Source organism: Rhizobium aureum (assembly GCF_030182495.1).
GTDB lineage: Bacteria > Pseudomonadota > Alphaproteobacteria > Rhizobiales > Rhizobiaceae > Rhizobium > Rhizobium tropici_C.
Window position 1 is genome coordinate 24,444 of the sequence record NZ_JAQJCI010000015.1, and the last position, 19,139, is coordinate 43,582.

A 19,139-nucleotide genomic window follows, 5' to 3' on the forward strand; every position below is an offset into this window, starting at 1 on the left:
GGCGCAGGCGAGCGGCGGCACTTCAAGCCTGCCTGTCGAACGCCAGGAGAGACCCCATCGCTTGCGCGCGATGCGGTCGGTCGGCAGATGCGGAAAGGTCAGCGCCAGAATGCGCTGCGTGTTCGCCGGGAAAGGCAGGGCGTTGAGTGTCGAGGATAGGGGCAAAGCGGCGGTCATGGGCATTCCACTCCAGGGTTATGGAAAGGGGCGCCGGATTTCGGCTCTTTTCCAAGGTCAGACGAAAGGCCGGATGACCGATGCTGCCGCCAAGCACCGATCCGTCCGGCAGGGGTCGCGCCAGCGCCGGCGCGGGTTCGACCGAAAAGCGGAAGAGGGCGCTACTTGCCTCCTCCTCGCCTCCCTGTCGCAACAGAAATAAGGGCCGCCCCGCCGCCTTGGCCCTCAGCGCCAGCCGCCGGCTTTCGGTTAGGCCGAAACGGGCGGGATTGCCGCGCACTTCCAGAATGACGACGGCAAAGGCCGCACTGCCAAGGGCTGCTTCCGCCACCCAGAGCGCATCATCCAGCTTGCGCGGCGACGCCTGCAGGAAAGCCTCGGGTTCCAAGCCGAAATCCCGGATGCCGATGACATAGGGCAGGCCCGCCTCCATCGTGGCGACCGTATCGCCGATCCACAGGATTGGAGACTTGGCCACGGCCGTATCCGACGTTTGCGCGTGAAGCCGCGCGGCAAGCGCAAGGGTAAAGCCGCTCGCCGCCCCCGCATCGCGCAGGCCGAGCGAACGGATTTCCGTTAGCGCATCGAGCGGCAGGCCGCCTTGCAGGCCAACATCGAGATCGTCGACGCCGGTCGCAAGAAACGGCTGAGCCGGCTTAGGCTGAGCAGACCCTGGCTGGACAGGTAGAGGTTTCGCAATACCTGCCGATTCCATGGCCGGCTTGGCCGCCAGCATCTCATGCGCCGCCGCTGCCAGTGCCGGAATCGGCCTGCCTTCCAGTCTGGCAATGGTTTCACGCAGGGCAAAAAGCGTTTCCCGCGCCACGGCGGCCTCGGCCATGACGTTCACTCCAGATCGATAATGTTCCTGTTATGTTCTTATGGATTCCAGAGCTTGCGAAAAGAGTCAACACCATTTCATGAGAAAATATTCCTCTGCCGCAATCTACACTCGTAAAAGCGGCGCAAAGCCTCTATATGACCAGCCAAGGAAGGAATATTCATGGCTCGCGTCGACCAGAGCGAAGATTGGCGGGATCGCCACTCGCCCTCCATCAGCACATTCGAATCTCTGGCAATGGAGGCTTACAGCCATCTGCCGGATGAATTCCGCTCACTCACCGGTGATCTCATCATCCTCATCGAAGATTTCCCGGATGACGAGGTATTCGAGGACATGGCGCTGGAAACACCTTTCGACCTGCTCGGTCTCTTCGAAGGCCGCGGCATTTCGGAGCGCTTCACCGCCCAGACCGGGGATATGCCCAACAAGATCCGCCTTTATCGCCGACCGATCATCGACTATTGGGCTGAAAACGACGAAACCCTCGGCGACATCATCACCCATGTCCTGATCCATGAGATCGGCCACCATTTCGGCCTGAGCGACGAGGACATGGAGCGCATCGAGGCAAGCGCTGAAGAAGCGACGGATCGCTGATACCACCCCGACCGCAAGACGGCCGGGGGAAGAACTTCAGTTATGGCTTACTGTTCGGAAAGCTTCATATCCGGATCGTAATCCTTGCCGGCCACGTCCTTGATGACGGCCTGGCCGCACTCCATCCGGCCGCTCGCGGCATTGAAGCCATAGGTCGGCGAACCGTACAGCTCCCAGCCCTTGTTCAGCGCCGCACTTACCTTGTGGCAAAAGGAAGCGTCATCGGGACCGGTGAGGAAGCGGTAGAGTTTCATCAAAGCATCTTTCTTGTATTTAGCAATCAGACGTCGCTACGGGGCGTTCCGGCAGCGCCCGAAGAGCGCTGCTCGATCAGGCGAGCTTTATGGACGAGTCTCTCCGCCTGGACAAGGTGCAGCCGCTCCACCATCCGCCCACCAAGGTTCACGACATTGAGAGCGTCAGCGCCCGGTTCGGCAAAGGCTGATATGATGGCTTCAGCCTCGGCGATGGCAGCTTCATCGGGGCCGAAATGCCGGTTGGCCGCTTCGATCTGGTTCGGATGGATCAGCATCTTGCCGGCAAAGCCCATGATGCGGCCTTGGCCGCATTCGGCCTCGAATGCCGCGTCATCCTTGAAATCGTTGAGGACGCTGTCGATGGCCTCGAGCCCATAGGCGCTGACAGCAAGCACCACCTGCATCAGCCAAGGCACGAGATAGGCGCGACCAGGCTGCGGCAGGACACCGGTTTCCTTTCTGAGATCGTTGAGGCCGACGACGAAGCAATCGAGCCGGCTGCCCGCCGTGCGTCCGGCCTCGGCGATCGAAGCGGCGTTCAGGATACCGCGCGGCGTCTCGATCATCGCCCATATACGCAAGCTTTCCGGCGCATCGGCTTCCGCGAGCCTGTCGCTGACGCCGGTCACATTCTGCGGTTCGTCCACTTTGGGCAAGAGGACCGCATCCGGCTCCAGCTCCGTGACCAGCGCCAGGTCGTCGGCCCCGAAATTGGAGGAAAGCGCATTGATGCGGATGATCCGCTCCTTGCCCGGAAGCGGCGAGGCTAAAAAGAAGGTCCGCAAATTCTCCCGCGCCTCGGCCTTCTTTTCCGGCGAGACCGAATCCTCGAGATCGAAGATGACGGCGTCGCAATCGAGGCTCGAAAGCTTGTCCAGCGCGCGCCGATTGCTGGCGGGAACGCTTAAGACCGAGCGGCGCAGGCGGGCGGGGCGGGAAGGGGAATCTTGGCTCGCGGAATGGCTCATTGTGCTGTTTTGCCGCGCTTTTGATCATCAGGCAAGTCAACAAAAAGCCACGCTCCTCTTGCAGATGACAGAGATGAGGACCACATTGCTCGGAGTAGAGAGGTCTCGACCATGCAGAATATCCGTTCCCTGTTCATCGCGCTCGCCGGTATTACCGTGTTTGCAGCCATGGCGCTGTTTACCGTTTCGGTCACGCTTGCCGTCGGCGGCATCCTGACCGTGCTCATGGCAGCCCGCGCGATTTCGCTGCGCATGAAGCCGGCGCCGGTGCACGCCAAGGCAAAGACGAACGGCCAGCGCGAAATGCGCATCTGGAACGACGGTCGCGGCACGATCATCGACCTCTGAGGTCGAAACAGGTGAGGGTAGCCTCTTGCGGGCTGCCGAACGCATTCACCCAAGCTCGGACACGTGCTCGAAGGATGGAATGCGACCCAAACGCCGCCTTTTAGAGCATTTCCAAGATTCTCCTTCATTTCGGGCCGGATTTGCTCTATTGGCAAGATAATTCGTGCTTAGACGAGAATGAAGGCAGGACCCCATGGACAAGTTCGTGAAGTTGACCGGTGTCGCAGCACCTCTCCCGGTCGTCAATGTCGATACCGACATGATCATCCCGAAGGATTATCTGAAGACCATCAAGCGCACGGGTCTCGGCAAAGGCCTCTTCGCTGAAGCCCGCTACAATGAAGACGGTTCTCCGAACCCGGATTTCGTGCTGAACAAGCCGGCCTATCAGAACGCCAAGATCCTCGTCGCCGGCGACAATTTCGGCTGCGGCTCTTCGCGAGAGCATGCTCCCTGGGCACTTCTCGACTTCGGTATCCGCTGCGTCATCTCGACCAGCTTCGCCGACATCTTCTACAACAACTGCTTCAAGAACGGCATCCTGCCGATCAAGGTCAGCCAGGAAGACCTCGACAAGCTGATGGACGACGCCTCGCGCGGCTCCAACGCCATCCTGACGGTCGATCTAGAAAACCTCGAAATCACCGGTCCGGACGGCGGCTCGCTGAAGTTCGAACTCGACGAATTCAAGCGTCACTGCCTGCTGAACGGCCTCGACGATATCGGCCTGACGCTGGAAAAATCCTCCGCGATCAACAATTTCGAAAAGACGAACGCCGCATCGCGCCCCTGGGCAGCCTGATCGGTTTTATCATTATTTCGCGTTTCGAAGCCGGGCCTTGCGCCCGGCTTTTTCATGCCGAAACGGACTCCCTGTCCCGCCTGTGGAAGGGCCATTGCATATAAAATAAAAAGCTCCCCTTTTGACGGGGAGAGGGGCGATTCCGTCAAAACCCTTCGCCCCGCCCTGAGCTTGTCGAAGGGGCGGGAGAAGGTGAACTCGAACAGTTGAGCGAAACGAACTGTGAGAGGACTGAAGAGGGGTTGATCTGTCTATATGCGATTGCTCTGGGCGAGCGGGAGAAGGGACTATCCCGCAGTTGCAGCACCTCAGGAGAGGGAAACGCAAATCCCGCGAAAACAGCTGAGACATCACCTTTCTCATCCGCTGTAATATGATCGACAAGAAGGAGGTCCATACAGGCGTGCCGAGAACCTTCGGGCATCTCTCCCACCCTTAAATTTCTCCACGCATTGGAGCCCCTCATGACCTCCCTTCCCATTGTCGGCGCCGCGATGACGCTTGACGACGTCGAAATTCATCGTAACTGGCTGCTCGAAAAGCCGCGCGACCTGGAACTGCAGAGCTTCGTCGAAGCCGAAATCCTCAACGGCGACTGGGCTCCGCTGGCCGAACGCGCCCGCAAGCTGCTCGACGGCCATCAGGGCCGCCTTGGCATCCACGGCCCGTTCTGGGGCTTCGTCATCGCTTCTCAGGATCCGGATATCCGCGCCGTCGTCTCCAGGCGCCTGTTGCAGGCCCTCGACGTCTGCGCCAATATCGGCGCCACGCAGATGGTCATCCATAGCCCCTTTACGTCGTGGTCCTACAACAACCTCGACAACAACAAGGGCGAGCGCGAAAAGATCATCGAATACACGCATCTGACGCTGAAAGAAGCCGTGAAGCGTGCCGAAGATATCGGGCTGACCATGGTCATCGAGAATATCGAGGACAAGGATCCCCATATCCGCGTCGGCCTCGCCGACAGCTTCAATTCGCCCGCCGTCGCGGTTTCGATCGACACCGGCCATGCCCATTACGCCCACGGCTACACGGGCGCTCCGCCGGTCGACTACTACGTCCACGCCGCCGGCAACCGCCTGCAGCATGTCCACCTGCAGGACGCCGACGGCTATGCCGACCGTCACTGGAGCCTCGGTGAAGGCAGCATCCATTGGCGCGCCGTCTTTGCCGCCCTTGCCAAGCTTAACAGCAATCCGCGCCTGATCATCGAGATCAAGGATAAGTCAAAGATTCCGGCATCGGCCGCCTACCTCGCTTCGCTCGGACTGGCGGAGTAAGGTTTGGATATCCCTTCTACCCTTGGGGAAAGGTGCCCGGAGGGCGCGGATGAGGGGCGGCACGAAGCTGCCGCTACCAGATTTACCTAAAATCTCCGGTAACGCCTCCTCACCCCGCGCGTTCCGCGCGCCCTCTCCCCGATGGAACGTGGGTAAGCTTTCGGTTCAATACGCCCGAAAACCGTACCGTTTCGGCCCTTTCCTCGCTTGAAAAGCCGTATTTGCAGGTCTAAAAACCCCGCAACTTTTTCTTTCGCGGAGGCTTTCCCATGACAGTGCGCAATCTTTTCCTCCTGCCGGGTGATGGCATCGGTCCCGAAGCCATGGGCGAAGTTCGCAAGATCATCGCCTATATGAACGAGGCAAAGAATGCCGGCTTTGTCACGGATGAAGGCCTTGTCGGCGGCTGCGCCTATGATGCGCATGGCTCCGCCATCTCCGAAGAAGACATGGGCAAGGCGCTTGCGGCTGACGCCGTCCTCTTCGGCGCCGTCGGCGGCCCGAAATGGGATGCTGTACCCTATGAAGTGCGTCCGGAAGCGGGCCTGCTGCGCCTGCGCAAGGATCTGCAGCTGTTCGCAAACCTACGCCCGGCTATCTGCTACCCGGCGCTGGCATCGGCCTCATCGCTGAAGCCGGAGCTGGTCGACGGCCTCGATATTCTCATCATCCGCGAACTCACCGGCGGCGTCTATTTCGGCGAGCCGAAGGAAATCATCGATCTCGGCAACGGCCAGAAGCGCGGCATCGACACACAGGTCTACGATACCTACGAGATCGAGCGTATTGCCGGCGTCGCCTTCGAACTGGCGCGCACCCGCAGCAACCGCGTCTGCTCGATGGAAAAGCGCAACGTCATGAAGTCGGGCGTGCTCTGGAACCAGGTCGTCACCGCGACGCATAAGGAAAAATATGCCGATGTGCAGCTCGAGCATATGCTCGCCGATGCCGGCGGCATGCAGCTCGTTCGCCAGCCGAAGCAGTTCGACGTCATCGTGACGGACAACCTGTTCGGCGACATGCTCTCCGACGTCGCCGCCATGCTGACTGGCTCGCTCGGCATGCTGCCGTCCGCTTCGCTCGGCGCACCGGACGCCAAGACCGGCAAGCGCAAGGCGCTCTATGAACCCGTGCATGGCTCGGCCCCCGATATCGCCGGCAAGGGCATCGCCAACCCGATCGCCATGATCGCCTCCTTCGCGATGTGCCTGCGCTATTCCTTCGGCATGGTTTCTGAAGCCGATGCGCTGGAAAAGGCGATCGCCAACGTGCTCGACAGCGGCATCCGCACTGCCGACATCATGTCGGCTGGCAGCCGTCAGGTCGGCACGACAGAAATGGGTGACGCCATCCTCGCCGAATTCAAGGCGCTTTCGGCCTAAGCCAGACAGATCGCCTGATATATTTCACGTGAAACACGAGACCCCGCTCTGCAGCGCAGCGCGGGGTTTTCATTAGAGCGTTTCCGCTTTTCCTCGCATCGGCGGACCGATCTCGGAGCTCTTAAAAATACTGTTACAGGAACCTGCTAGTCATCCGGCTGATTGGAAATCAAACGGGCAATGGTTATGCAGGCGATCTTGACGTCTCTCGACAGGCGTTGGCGGCGAAGCGATGCGGCACTGGCACCGTCTCACTGGAAAATCTGCCTTTTCCTGACAGCCAATATTGTGCTGCTCTCGGCGCTTCTGTTCGACTGGCCTGTCGGAGCCACCATCAAGAACCTTTCGCCACCCCTTCACTTCTTCGGCAAGATGCTGACGAATTTCGGGGATTCCGAGTGGATCATCATCATCAGCGCCTTTCTGCTCTTCGAAGGCTGGGCCGGTAGCCGTCTGCTGCATTCGCAGCGCTGTCGCTGCAAGGCGTTGCGTGTCTGCCAGATCGGCGGCTACCTGCTGACGACAGTCGTGCTTTCCGGCCTTCTCGCCAATCTGCTCAAGCGCGCCATCGGCCGCGCCCGTCCGACCCATTTTGCCGATTGGGGGCCGTTCGGCTTCTCGCCCTTCAACGGCCGGGCCAGCTTCGAGAGCTTCCCATCAGGCCATGCGACCACCATCGGCGCCCTCTTCGTGGCGCTTGCTTTCGTGTTCCCTCGCTACCGCTACATCTTTGCTGCCTGCGCTCTGTGGCTGGCGATCACGCGTGTCATGGTCGGTGCGCACTATCCAAGCGACGTCATCGCCGGCCTAGCGCTCGGCGGCTGGTTTTCCTTCATGACGGCAATCGTCTATTCCCGCTATGGCCTGCTTTTCCGCATCAACGCCGCCGGCTGGCCGACGCCGAAATGGCAGCTATTCAAGGGCAGCAAGTCAGGTCAAGCCAACGCTTGATCCGATCCGCATTATCGGCATCCGCAGCATCGAACCGACAGCACTCTCGATGAACCAAGGCAAAGCTTCCACCAGCGCGGTAAAAGCAGCTTTCAATAGCAACCGCGCCGCAAAGGTTGCCAAGCCCGCCGTACATTCATATATCTGACGGGCGGGTCACCGAAGGTGGTCAACCCGATTTCGTTCATTTGCGATGAAAATCATGGATGCCGGGCCGATACGTTTGAGCGAAAGGCAGATGGGATTGATCTCCCGGGCGCTTGCCGAGCCGCGACGTGTGCAGATCCTCAAGGAAATCGGCACGCGCAGCGAACCCATGCCCTGCAGCACGCTCAACGAGTGCCATGCCGTCAGCGCCGCGACGATGTCCCATCATATCAAGGAACTTGAGAATGCCGGACTCATCGAGATCCAGCGGGACGGCAAATTCGCAAACCTTGTCCTGCGTCGCGATACATTGAACGCCTATATGGCGGAACTTTCCAAGATCTGACGATTCCGACGATCTCGCCAGCATTTGCTGTCGCTGCCCTTGTATCAATTAGATGATTATCTAAATATCAAAGTGACGATGCGGATCGGTTTTCGGGTCGCATGCGCCGAATGATTTGATGATTATAAAACTGTCTTACAATTTCCGAAGGAAGATGACATGAGCAAACTGGCAGGCAAGGTCGCGATCGTGACCGGAGCATCCAAGGGAATCGGCGCGGGCATCGCCAAGGCGATGGGCGAGGCGGGTGCAGCCGTCATCGTCAATTATGCCTCGAGCCGCGAAGGTGCCGATAAGGTGGTGGCGGAAATCACGGCAAAGGGCGGTAAGGCGCTCGCCGTTCATGGCGATGTTTCCAAGGCCGACGACGTCAAGCAACTCTTTGCCGAAGCTAAACAGGCCTTCGGACGCGTCGATATCCTCGTTAACAATGCCGGCGTCTACCAATTCGCCTCGATCGAGGAATTCGCCGAGCAGGAATTTCATCGCCAGTTCAATATCAATGTGTTGGGCACATTGCTGACTACGCAGGAAGCCGTAAAGCATTTCGGCTCCGAAGGCGGCAGTGTGATTAACATCGGCTCCAACGCCGTCAGCATGAACTTGCCGACTGCCTCCGTCTATACGGCAACCAAGGCCGCTGTGGATTCCATCACCAAGATCCTCGCCAAGGAACTCGGTTCACGCAATATCCGCGTCAACAATTTGGCACCGGGCGGCGTCGAGACCGAAGGCGTCGTCGCCGCAGGTATTATCGGCAGCGATTTTGAAAAGCATCTCGTCTCCCAGACCCCTCTCGGCCGTCTCGGCCAGCCGACCGATATCGCTCCGGTCGCCGTCTTCCTCGCTTCGCAGGATGCCGCTTGGGTAACCGGCGAAACCCTCTATGTCGGTGGTGGTCTGAAGTAGTCGCTGTTCGCGATATTTCCCTCCGAGAGGAGGGCGGTTTGCCGGGCGCGACACAACCGCGCGCCCGGTCGATACTTTAGCAAACAATTGCCAAACCACCTCATTTTCCTATTTAGTAGATCCGTTCGGGTTTTCCGACCAAGCATCACAGCCGCCAGGCCGCAAAGCGGCAATATCAGGCCGTGAGATTTCAAAACGATTCTATCTTCAATGCGATCCTACGCGGCAGCGAATGCCATCGAACTCCCCTAAGATCCGCCGGCGATCGCTGTCGTGAACAACAACGGAGGACGTCTTTATGAATACCGCCAATACCAAATCGAAATTGGGTACGCGCACCAATCTCAGCGAGGAGGCAACGCGCGATATTTCCGCAGCCTTGAGCGCCCTGCTGGCGGATGTCTTTGCCCTTTATCTCAAAACCAAGAATTTTCACTGGCACATGAGCGGGCCGCATTTCCGCGACTATCATCTGCTTCTCGACGAACAGGGCGAGCAGATTTTCGATATGACCGACCCCATGGCCGAACGCGCCAGGAAGATCGGCGGAACGACCCTGCGGTCGATCGGTCAAATCGCCAAGCTGCAGCGCATTCCGGACAATGACGCCGAATATGTCGATCCGCAGGACATGCTCGCAGAACTGGCGGACGATAATCTGAAGCTCTCTGCCGAAATGCGCGCCGTCCACGACGTCTGCGACGAGTACGGCGATGTCGCTACAGCCAGCCTTCTGGAAAACTGGATCGACGAGACCGAGCGCCGTACCTGGTTCCTGTTTGAAACCACACGCAAGTCCAACCGCTGATACTGAAACGGCGCGCCTTCGAACATGGTGAAGGCCCGTTTCGGCACGCTCGATTTCCTCGCTTCCGCACCGATGGAAGCGAGGAAATCCTTGACTCCTGTGGAAAACATCTTAGAACCGGCGACGGAAAAGGAAGACTTCCATGGTTCGCTTCGAACAGCTCGATAGCTTCAGTCACCTGGCGCAATGTGCCGGGCGGGATGTCCATTTTCCGGTTTCTTCCAAAACCAAGGCCAAAACGACGACGAAAACCGTCTGACGTCTCTGGCCTGCCGCTCTCTCCCCGGCTCGGCCGGGGACAGGAACCGGTCGTTATGACCGCGGTTCCCCCCTCGCCAAAGAGGAGAGAAGAGAAAGAGAGCTTGAGAAATGGGTTTCAAAGTTGCAGTAGCGGGCGCGACCGGGAATGTCGGCCGCGAAATGCTCAATATCCTGGCCGAACGCGGCTTCCCGGCCGATGAGGTCGTGGCACTCGCATCGGCCCGTTCGCAGGGAACCGAAGTATCCTTCGGCGACCGGACCCTGAAGGTTTCCAACCTGGAGAACTACGATTTCTCCGACACCGACATCTGCCTGATGTCGGCCGGCGGCGACGTTTCGAAGAAGTTCTCGCCGAAGATCGGCGCCCAGGGCTGCGTCGTCATCGATAACTCCTCCGCATGGCGCTACGACGCCGATGTGCCGCTGATCGTTCCGGAAGTGAACCCGGATGCCGTCACGCAGTTCACCAAGCGCAACATCATCGCCAACCCGAATTGCTCGACCGCGCAGCTCGTCGTTGCGCTGAAGCCGCTGCATGACTTCGCCAAGATCAAGCGCGTCGTCGTTTCGACCTACCAGTCGGTTTCCGGCGCCGGCAAGGACGGCATGGACGAGCTGTTCAACCAGACCCGCGCCGTCTTCGTCGCCGACCCGATCGAAGCGAAGAAGTTCACCAAGCGCATCGCCTTCAACGTCATTCCGCACATCGATGTCTTCATGGAAGACGGTTACACCAAGGAAGAGTGGAAGGTGCTGGCCGAAACCAAAAAGATGCTCGATCCGAAGATCAAGGTCACCTGCACGGCTGTGCGCGTCCCCGTCTTCATCGGCCATTCCGAATCCGTCAACATCGAGTTCGAAAACGAGATCACCGCCGACCAAGCCCGCGATATCCTGCGCGAAGCTCCCGGCTGCCTCGTCATCGACAAGCAGGAAAACGGCGGCTACATCACGCCGTACGAATCCGCCGGCGAGGACGCGACTTACATTTCGCGCATCCGTGAGGACGCAACGGTCGAAAACGGCCTCAACATCTGGGTCGTCTCCGACAACCTGCGCAAGGGCGCCGCGCTCAATGCCATCCAGATTGCCGAACTGCTCGTCAACCGCGGCCTGATCAAGCCGCGCAAGCAGGCTGCGTAAGGATCCGTAAACCAATTTACGGTTTATAAATCCTTGCCGGCTAAGCAGGATCGAATGAAAGCCTCGCCATTTCGGATGAAAGGCGGGGCTTTTGCAAATGGGTTTGGGGGTCGTGTTTCACGTGAAGCGAAACATTGATCGCTAAAATGAGATAATGACAGAACGGTTGGATGCTGGCATGGTCCAGTGGCAACTAGACAGCGCATAAGCCTGGAAACTGGAGGGTTTATGCGCCTTTCAAAACGGTTACCGCGCCCGCGGCGCGGTGAGAATTCGGGGACACTGAATGCGCATCACAAAGTCTGGAATGGCAACTCTCGTGGCGGGCGGGTTGTTGCTGGCGACGCCGATTGCCGCAAATGCGGCATCCTGTGGCAACACTTCCGCCGGTTTCGAGAATTGGGTGCAGGAATTCAAACGCGAAGCGCAAGGACAAGGCGTCAGCCCCTCGGTCCTCGATAGGGCCTTCGCCAACGTTCATTACAACCAGCCCACCATCCGCGCCGATCGCGGCCAGAAGAGCTTCAAGCTTTCCTTCGAGGAATTCATGAAGAAGCGCGGCGGCCAGACCATCATCAATCGTGGCAGGAGCATGAAACAGGCCAACGCGGCACTGTTTGCCAAGATCGAGAAGCGTTTCGGCGTCCCCCCAGGCCCGATCATCGCGATCTGGGGCATGGAAACCGGCTTCGGCAGCTATATGGGTGACCAGCATACGCTCTCCGCCGTTTCGACCCTTGCCTATGATTGCCGTCGTTCGGCCTTCTTCACCGAGCAGCTCTACTCCGCCCTGAAGCTTGTCGGCGAAGGCTACCTCAGCCCGTCGGCGCGCGGCGCGGCGCATGGCGAAATCGGCCAAACGCAATTCATGCCCAAGAACGTCGTTGCCTTCGGCGTCGACGAAGATGGCGACGGCAGGGTCGACCTCGTCGGCTCGCGCGCGGATGCACTCGCTTCGACGGCCAACTTCCTGCGCGGCCATGGCTGGCAGCCCGGCGCCGGCTATCAGCCCGGCGAGCCGAATTTCTCCGCTATTGCCGGCTGGAATGACGCAAGGGTCTATCAGCAGGCGATCGCCTATATCGGTCAGCAGATCGACGGCAGGTAAGCCTGATACCATGAATTAAAAAGGCGCTGCGACCGGATGGTGCGCAGCGCCTTTTCATTTGATCTGCCGCTCGCCCCAATAAACGTCCGGCCGTTAAACGTCAGGGCGGATGAAATCGCGGGTGCTTGGGTCCATGATCCATAGCTCGCCCGTCGAAATGTCGAACCATGCACCATGCAGGTGCAACTTGCCCTCTTCTTCCCGCGCCTTGATCTCCGGGAAACTGCGCAGATTCTCCAGCGAATTGCGGATCGAAATGCGCTCAAGCGCCGTCTGGCGCTCGGCCGCTGTCATGATATCGTTGCTCTGGATCTGTTCGGCGGCCGGCTTCAGCAAGCCCATCCATCGGCCGATGAAATCGCCAGGAGACAGCGGCTCGGCATCGGGGTCGAGCGCGGCGCGGATACCGCCGCAACGGCCGTGGCCCATCACGACGATATCGGAGACCTTAAGCGACAGGACAGCGAATTCGAGTGCCGACGACGTTGCATGGAAATTGCCATCCGGCTCATAGGGCGGCACCATGTTGGCGACGTTGCGGATGACGAAGAGCTCTCCCGGGCCGGCATCGAAGATGATCTCCGGGGCCGAGCGGGAGTCACAACAGGCAATCACAAGGGTCGATGGGTTCTGGCCGAGCTCGGCCAGATTGCGATAGCGTTCGCGCTCATCGACGTAACGCCCGCTCATGAAGTTACGATAACCGTTCAGAAGGGTGTCGGGAAAGCTTTGCATGACATTGAATTACAGCGCAGTTTGGCCGATGGCAACTGTTGCGCTGTAAAAAGCGTTAACCGTCGTAAGCCGCTATTTTTTTCGCCGCTGCGCCGGATGGACCAGGTGCCGCAGCTGCACCATCGCCATCGGCGTCGACAGGCTCGCTGAATCGACGGCAAGCGTCAGCTCGTTGCTGCCGCGTTTGACGGCGCGCGCCAGCACTTCGTAGACGCTGGCCGTCGTCAGCTGCAGTGCCCTTTCCTCGTCCACGCCGGAGAGCAGGCGCGACAGGAACACGGCGGACAGGAGATCGCCAAGGCCGTTCGGCGCCCCCTCGATGCTGCGATGCTCGGCAAGCAGCGCGTTTCGGCCGCTGAGATAGAGATTACCGATGCCGCCGGCCATCATCGGCACAGCCGAGGTTACCAGCATGCGCGAAGGTCCCAGCGCAAGGGCCGCCTCCATGATGGCGTTGTTATCCTCGAGTGGCGCACCGGCCAGCCACGCAAGCTCGTAACGGTTCGGCGTGGCCAAGGAGGCTAGCGGGATCAGGAGATCGCGGATGGCTTCGGCCGTTGCCTCGGGCACGTAAAGACCGCCGGCGTCGCCGATCACAGGATCGCAGGCATAGAAAAGATCGGGATTCTTTTCCCGCAGGGCAGTCACCAGCCTGGCGACGGAGCGCGCCTGTGCGGCATTGCCGAAATAGCCCGAGAGAACCGCCTTCACCTCGGAAAGCCAGGGTGCCGCTATGAGATCGTCGATGGCGTGGTCGAAATCCGCCTCGTTGAAGGTCAGCCGCGTGGAGCGGCCATGGCCCGGATGCCAGGGCAGAACGATGGTCGGCAGCGCCCAGACAGGGTGGCCGAGCGTTTCCAGCGCGAAAACGGCCGCACGATTGCCGACGGAGCCTCTGACGACATGACTGGAAATGACGATAACGGCGCCGGCCGACATTTGCGACATGATCTTGCTTTCAGTTCAGGGCTTCGCACTGCATGGCGCCGTTGATGATCCCTTTGGCGCCACTCTGTCAACCGCGCTTCACAGAGTCATGAAAACCTCTGTTGACGTCCGTGTTTCGCCAATTTCATGCCAATGTTCATCTGCTTTGCATCCAGATCGCATATTCCAGCAAGATTTTTAAAAAAACGGAGCGAAATCGGTCCAAAAGCAACCAAATCCGCATTCTTTTTGCCAGTTTTTTCGCTAAACCTTCTGCTACTGTGGTCAGAATTCGAAAATCGGGAGGAATTTCATGGCGCCCAGAACCAATCCGAAACGGGAAAAACAGATCGACGCGGCACGCAAAATAGCCGCGGCATCGGGCAAGGCGCATCTTGATCCCGAAATCCTGTTCGGTCGCGCCAGCAATGACGATATGGAGCGGTACACTCCGGAAATGCTAGCTCTTGCCGCGAGGCACGCGGCCAGGGAACTGGCAGCCTGGAGCGGTACCTCTCCGCGCGTCAGCATCGAGCAGGTCGCCAATATCGAGCCCGATGGCACCGCCGTGTCGATCCTCTCCATCACCGACCACAACATGCCCTTCCTTTACGAATCGATCATGGGCGAGGTGACCAGCAGCTACCGCGATCTCTATATGGCGGTGCACCCTATCCTGGTCATCGAGAAGGGCAAGCAGCCGAGCCTCTATTCCGCCGATCAGCCAAGCGACCCAGCCCATCGCGTCAGCCATATCCAGCTTCATCTCTCGCCCTTGACGACAGCGCAGGCGACCGATCTGACCAAGCGGGTCCAGACCGTGCTCGATCAGACGCATCTCACCGTTTCCGACTGGAAGCCGATGCTGTCGCGCCTCGATACCGTCATTTCCGAACTTTCCACCTATGAGGCAGCTGGCCGCCGCAAGAACGATCGCGACGAGGCGCTCGCCTTCCTTGCCTGGCTACGGGATGGTAATTTCACCTTCCTCGGCATGCGCGAATATGTCTATTCCGGCAAGGGCGCCAATGCCAAGGTGGAGCGCGATCGGGGCACCGGCCTCGGCATTCTTTCCAATCCGGATGTGCGCGTTCTCCGGCAAGGCAAGGACGCCGTCACCACGACGCCGGAAATTCTCGCTTTCCTCGACGGGCCGGATTTCCTGATCGTCACCAAAGCCAACGTCAAATCGATCGTCCACCGCCGTGCCTATATGGATTATGTCGGCGTCAAGCGCTTCGATGCGGACGGCAATGTCACGGGCGAGCTGCGCATCGTCGGCCTTTTCACCTCCACAGCCTATACCAGTACGGCAACCGAAGTGCCGCTGCTGCGCTCGAAAGTACAGAAGGTCAAAGATCATTTCGGCTTCGATCCCACGAGCCATTCCGGCCGCATGCTTGAAAACACGCTGGAATCCTATCCGCGCGACGATCTCTTCCAGATCGACACCACGCTGCTCGCAAGCTTCGCCGAACAGATCAACGACCTGACAGACCGGCCGCGGGTGCGGGCGCTGCCGCGCATCGACCATTTCGACCGTTTCGTCTCGGTGATCGTCTATGTTCCGCGCGAGGAATATGATTCCGTCGTCCGCGAAAAGATCGGCAACTACCTGAAGTCAGTCTATGACGGTCGCGTCTCCGCCTATTATCCGGCCTTCCCGGAAGGCGGCGTGGCGCGCGTGCATTTCATCATCGGCCGCAGCACCGGCAAGACGCCGCATATTCCGCAAGCGAAACTCGAAGAGGCGATCCGCGCCATCACCGCCCGCTGGGACGAACGCTTCGTCATGCTGGCAGGCCCGAAGGCGCCGAGCATCTCCGTCAGCCAGGCCTTTCAGGAAGCCTTCTCGCCGGAAGACGCTGTTGCCGATCTGCCTGATATCACGGCAACCGCCGGCGCCGAACCGATCCGCATCGCCTTCTATATCCGCAAGGATGAGGCCGGCGACATTTTCTCGCTGAAGATTTTTCACGGCCAGGGCAACCTGGCGCTGTCGCGCCGCGTGCCACTCCTCGAAAATCTCGGCTTCAACGTCATGAGCGAGCGCACCTTCGATATTTATGTCACTGCCAGGGACGGCTCGACCGGCCATGTCGTCCTTCACGATATGGAGCTCGAAGCTCGCAGCGGCGCGACGATCGATCTCGCCCGCCATGGCGCGGCACTGGAGGAAGCTTTCCTCGCCGCCTTCGACGGCACGATCGACAATGATGCCTTCAACCGGCTGATCGTCTCCGCCGACCTTTCCGCTCGCGAGACCAATGTGCTCCGCGCCTATTCCCGCTATCTACGCCAGGCAGGCATCGCCTATTCGCAGGATTACATCGCCGCGACCCTGGACAAATACCCGCGCATCGCTGCCTCGCTTTTCCGCCTCTTCCATGACACGCTTGATCCGAAGCTCAGCGAGAAGAACCGCACGAAAAAGCTTGTCGACCTGCACGCGGGCATCGAAGCCCAGCTTGCCGACGTTCCAAGCCTCGACGACGACCGCATCCTGCGCCGCTACGTCAACGCCATCGATGCGACGCTGCGCACCAACTATTTCCAGAAGAACACCGACGGCACGCCAAAGGCCATGCTTGCCTTCAAGCTCGATCCGAAACTGCTGGATGGCCTGCCCGAACCGCGCCCCTTCCGCGAAATCTTCGTCTACGGCGTCGAAGTGGAGGGCGTCCACCTGCGCTTCGGCAAGGTTGCGCGCGGCGGCCTGCGCTGGTCGGATCGTGCGGAAGACTATCGCACCGAAGTGCTGGGCCTCGTAAAGGCGCAGCAGGTCAAGAACGCTGTTATCGTGCCCGTCGGCGCCAAGGGTGGCTTCTATCCGAAGAAGCTTCCGGTCGGCGGCAGCCGCGACGAAATCTTCAACGCCGGCCGCGAGGCCTATAAGACCTATATCCGCACGCTGCTGTCGATCACCGACAACATCTCCGGCGCCGATATCATTCCACCGGCCGACACCGTGCGGCTTGACGGCGACGACCCCTATTTCGTCGTCGCCGCCGACAAGGGCACCGCCACCTTCTCCGACACCGCCAATGCGCTGGCGCAGGAAGCCGGCTTCTGGCTGGACGATGCCTTTGCCTCGGGCGGCTCGGCCGGTTACGATCACAAGAAGATGGGCATCACCGCCCGCGGTGCGTGGGAAACGGTGAAGCGGCATTTCCGCGAAATGGACATCGACATCCAGACGACGCCCTTCAGCGTCGTCGGCGTCGGCGACATGTCCGGCGACGTCTTCGGCAACGGCATGCTGCTGTCGCCGAAAATCCGCCTGCTTGCCGCCTTCGACCATCGCGACATCTTCATCGATCCCGATCCGGACATGGACAAGACGCTCGCCGAACGGCAACGCCTCTTCAACCTGCCGCGTTCGAGCTGGCAGGACTTCGACAAGTCGGTCCTGTCGAAGGGCGCCATGATCATCTCGCGCTCGGCCAAATCGGTCACGCTGACGCCGGAAGCGGTCGCTGCCATCGGCATCGAGAAGTCGGTCGCAACCCCCTTCGAGATCATGACGGCGATCCTCAAGGCGCCGGTGGACCTGCTATGGTTCGGCGGCATCGGCACTTACGTCAAGGCAACCGCTGAAACGGACTCGGACGTCGGTGATCGCGCCAACGATCCAATCCGCATCACGGCCGACGAGGTTCGCGCCAGGGTGATCGGCGAGGGCGCCAACCTCGGCGTCACTCAGAAAGGCCGCATCGCCTATGGCCTGAAGGGCGGGCGCTGCAACTCCGACGCCATCGATAACTCCGCCGGGGTCAACACCTCCGACGTCGAGGTCAACATCAAAATCGCGCTTGCGAGTGCCATGCATGACGGCCGGCTGACACGCGCCAAGCGCGACACGCTGCTCGCCTCCATGACCGACGAGGTCGCAGCGCTCGTTCTGCGCAACAATTATCTGCAATCCTTGGCAATCTCGCTGTCAGAGCGCAAGGGCACAGGCAACGCTCTCGAACTCAGCCGCTTCATGAGCGTGCTGGAAGCGGCCAAGCAGCTCAACCGCAAGGTGGAGACCCTGCCTGACGATCAGACCTTCGCCGAACGCTATGCCAACGGACGCCCGTTGACCCGCCCTGAAATCGGTGTGCTGCTCTCCTACGCCAAGATCGTTCTATTCGATGCGATCGTTGCCAGCGACCTGCCCGACGATCCCTATTTCGCCGCCACCCTCAGCCGCTATTTCCCGGCCAAGATGCAGCGCTCGAATGCCACGGATATCGAAAACCATCGTCTGCGCCGCGAGATCATCGGCACGGCGCTTGCCAACGAAGCGATCAACCGTGGTGGCCCGGGCTTTGTCGTCAGTATGATGGACGCGACGGCCGTATCGGCTGCCGAAGTCGTCAAGGCGGCCGTCATCGCGCGCGACGGTTTCGATCTCGACCGGCTCTGGAACGAGACCGACGCACTTGACGGTAAGGTCGGCGGCCAGATGCAGAACCGAGTCTATGGCGAGATCACCGAGGTCTACACCGCGCTGACGCGCCTCCTCCTGAAGACCGGAGCGACCAAGGGCGATATCGACGAAACCGTTAGCCGGCTTGGTGCTGCCCTGAAGAAGCTGCGGCCAGTCTTCCTGACTCATATCCCAGCGGATTTTGCAGCCGAAATCGCCGCTCGCGAAGCGGAATACCAGGCCGCCGGCCTGCCGCAGAAGCTCGCTTCGGAGATCGCCACGATCTACGCGCTCGTCCTCGTGCCTGAGATCATGCAGATCGCCGAGCGCACCGGCGATACGCTGAACCGGGCCGCAGAAAGCTACTTCACCGTCTCGCAGACCTTCCGCGTCGGCCGCTTGTTGCTCGCCGGCAGCCGGATCGTGACAGGCGATCATTATGAGAGCCTCGCTTTGGCGCGCAGCCTCGACCAGATCGCCGGCGCCCGCCGCGATATCGTCATTTCCGCATTGTCCAACCATCCGAAGGACAAGCAGCCGGTTCAGGCATGGCATGCGGAAGACCGTATCCGCATCAATCGCATCGCCGAAGAGCTCGGCGGCCTCAGCGAAAGCGGCGATCCTAATCTTGCCCGCATCACCGTTGCCGCCGGTCTGCTCACCGATCTTGCGAACGGCCGGGCAAGATGACACAGTCCGCCCGACCCCGTCATGCGGGGTGAGGGAATGAGG

General features: G+C 60.0%; 17 protein-coding genes. 12 read left to right on the plus strand and 5 right to left on the minus strand.

The window, feature by feature from the left end:
* Positions 1 to 22: 22 nt before the first annotated feature.
* Entirely contained in the window at positions 23 to 1,018 is a 996-nt protein-coding gene (locus PH552_RS25680; protein ID WP_246698651.1) for an ImuA family protein, read from the minus strand.
* Between the two features lie 162 nt (positions 1,019 to 1,180).
* Between PH552_RS25680 and PH552_RS25685 the strand changes: the two genes are divergently transcribed.
* Positions 1,181 to 1,618, plus strand: a complete 438-nt coding sequence (locus PH552_RS25685; protein ID WP_112339847.1) for a metallopeptidase family protein — start codon at positions 1,181 to 1,183, stop codon at positions 1,616 to 1,618.
* Between the two features lie 47 nt (positions 1,619 to 1,665).
* Here the strand turns inward: PH552_RS25685 and PH552_RS25690 are convergent, their stop codons facing one another.
* Complete coding sequence (locus tag PH552_RS25690; RefSeq protein WP_112339848.1) at positions 1,666 to 1,872, minus strand: DUF1737 domain-containing protein; 207 nt, start codon at positions 1,870 to 1,872, stop codon at positions 1,666 to 1,668.
* 26 nt (positions 1,873 to 1,898) lie between these two features.
* The gene (locus tag PH552_RS25695) at positions 1,899 to 2,843 is read right to left on the minus strand and encodes an HpcH/HpaI aldolase/citrate lyase family protein (RefSeq protein WP_112339849.1); all 945 of its coding nucleotides are present in this window, start codon (positions 2,841 to 2,843) and stop codon (positions 1,899 to 1,901) included.
* 111 nt (positions 2,844 to 2,954) lie between these two features.
* Between PH552_RS25695 and PH552_RS25700 the strand changes: the two genes are divergently transcribed.
* The 10 genes from PH552_RS25700 to PH552_RS25745 all read left to right on the plus strand — a co-directional run bounded on the left by PH552_RS25700 (position 2,955) and on the right by PH552_RS25745 (position 12,331).
* Complete coding sequence (locus tag PH552_RS25700) at positions 2,955 to 3,191, plus strand: hypothetical protein (RefSeq protein ID WP_112339850.1); 237 nt, start codon at positions 2,955 to 2,957, stop codon at positions 3,189 to 3,191.
* A gap of 193 nt (positions 3,192 to 3,384) precedes the next feature.
* Positions 3,385 to 3,993, plus strand: a complete 609-nt coding sequence (gene leuD, locus PH552_RS25705) for a 3-isopropylmalate dehydratase small subunit (protein ID WP_113250824.1) — start codon at positions 3,385 to 3,387, stop codon at positions 3,991 to 3,993.
* 464 nt (positions 3,994 to 4,457) lie between these two features.
* Positions 4,458 to 5,276 (plus strand): sugar phosphate isomerase/epimerase family protein, encoded by an 819-nt coding sequence (locus tag PH552_RS25710; protein WP_183765271.1) that lies wholly within the window; start codon positions 4,458 to 4,460, stop codon positions 5,274 to 5,276.
* Between the two features lie 269 nt (positions 5,277 to 5,545).
* Positions 5,546 to 6,658 carry a 3-isopropylmalate dehydrogenase gene (gene leuB, locus PH552_RS25715; protein ID WP_112339853.1) on the plus strand — a complete coding sequence of 371 codons (1,113 nt, stop codon included), beginning with the start codon at positions 5,546 to 5,548 and terminating at the stop codon, positions 6,656 to 6,658.
* Between the two features lie 186 nt (positions 6,659 to 6,844).
* Positions 6,845 to 7,609, plus strand: coding sequence for a lipid A 1-phosphatase LpxE (gene lpxE, locus PH552_RS25720; protein WP_285166346.1), 765 nt, complete (start codon positions 6,845 to 6,847; stop codon positions 7,607 to 7,609).
* Positions 7,610 to 7,847: 238 nt separating this feature from the next.
* Positions 7,848 to 8,102, plus strand: a complete 255-nt coding sequence (locus tag PH552_RS25725; RefSeq protein ID WP_112339939.1) for an ArsR/SmtB family transcription factor — start codon at positions 7,848 to 7,850, stop codon at positions 8,100 to 8,102.
* A gap of 159 nt (positions 8,103 to 8,261) precedes the next feature.
* Positions 8,262 to 9,011, plus strand: coding sequence for an SDR family NAD(P)-dependent oxidoreductase (locus PH552_RS25730; protein ID WP_112339854.1), 750 nt, complete (start codon positions 8,262 to 8,264; stop codon positions 9,009 to 9,011).
* A 298-nt stretch (positions 9,012 to 9,309) separates the two neighbouring features.
* Complete coding sequence (locus PH552_RS25735) at positions 9,310 to 9,819, plus strand: Dps family protein (protein ID WP_112339855.1); 510 nt, start codon at positions 9,310 to 9,312, stop codon at positions 9,817 to 9,819.
* A 369-nt stretch (positions 9,820 to 10,188) separates the two neighbouring features.
* Positions 10,189 to 11,223: an aspartate-semialdehyde dehydrogenase gene (locus PH552_RS25740; RefSeq protein WP_112339856.1), complete on the plus strand. Its 1,035-nt coding sequence runs from the start codon at positions 10,189 to 10,191 to the stop codon at positions 11,221 to 11,223.
* Positions 11,224 to 11,509: 286 nt separating this feature from the next.
* The gene (locus tag PH552_RS25745) at positions 11,510 to 12,331 is read left to right on the plus strand and encodes a lytic murein transglycosylase (protein ID WP_183765267.1); all 822 of its coding nucleotides are present in this window, start codon (positions 11,510 to 11,512) and stop codon (positions 12,329 to 12,331) included.
* A 93-nt stretch (positions 12,332 to 12,424) separates the two neighbouring features.
* Here PH552_RS25745 and PH552_RS25750 read toward each other — a convergent pair whose 3' ends face one another.
* Together PH552_RS25750 and pdxY are read right to left on the minus strand one after the other, a co-directional pair.
* Positions 12,425 to 13,066: a carbonic anhydrase gene (locus PH552_RS25750; RefSeq protein ID WP_113250820.1), complete on the minus strand. Its 642-nt coding sequence runs from the start codon at positions 13,064 to 13,066 to the stop codon at positions 12,425 to 12,427.
* 72 nt (positions 13,067 to 13,138) lie between these two features.
* A complete protein-coding gene (pdxY, locus tag PH552_RS25755; protein ID WP_113250819.1) occupies positions 13,139 to 14,014 on the minus strand; it encodes a pyridoxal kinase PdxY in 876 nt (291 codons plus the stop codon).
* Positions 14,015 to 14,306: 292 nt separating this feature from the next.
* Here pdxY and PH552_RS25760 point away from each other — a divergent pair, with 292 nt between their 5' ends.
* Positions 14,307 to 19,097 carry an NAD-glutamate dehydrogenase gene (locus tag PH552_RS25760; RefSeq protein ID WP_113250818.1) on the plus strand — a complete coding sequence of 1,597 codons (4,791 nt, stop codon included), beginning with the start codon at positions 14,307 to 14,309 and terminating at the stop codon, positions 19,095 to 19,097.
* Positions 19,098 to 19,139 lie beyond the last annotated feature (42 nt).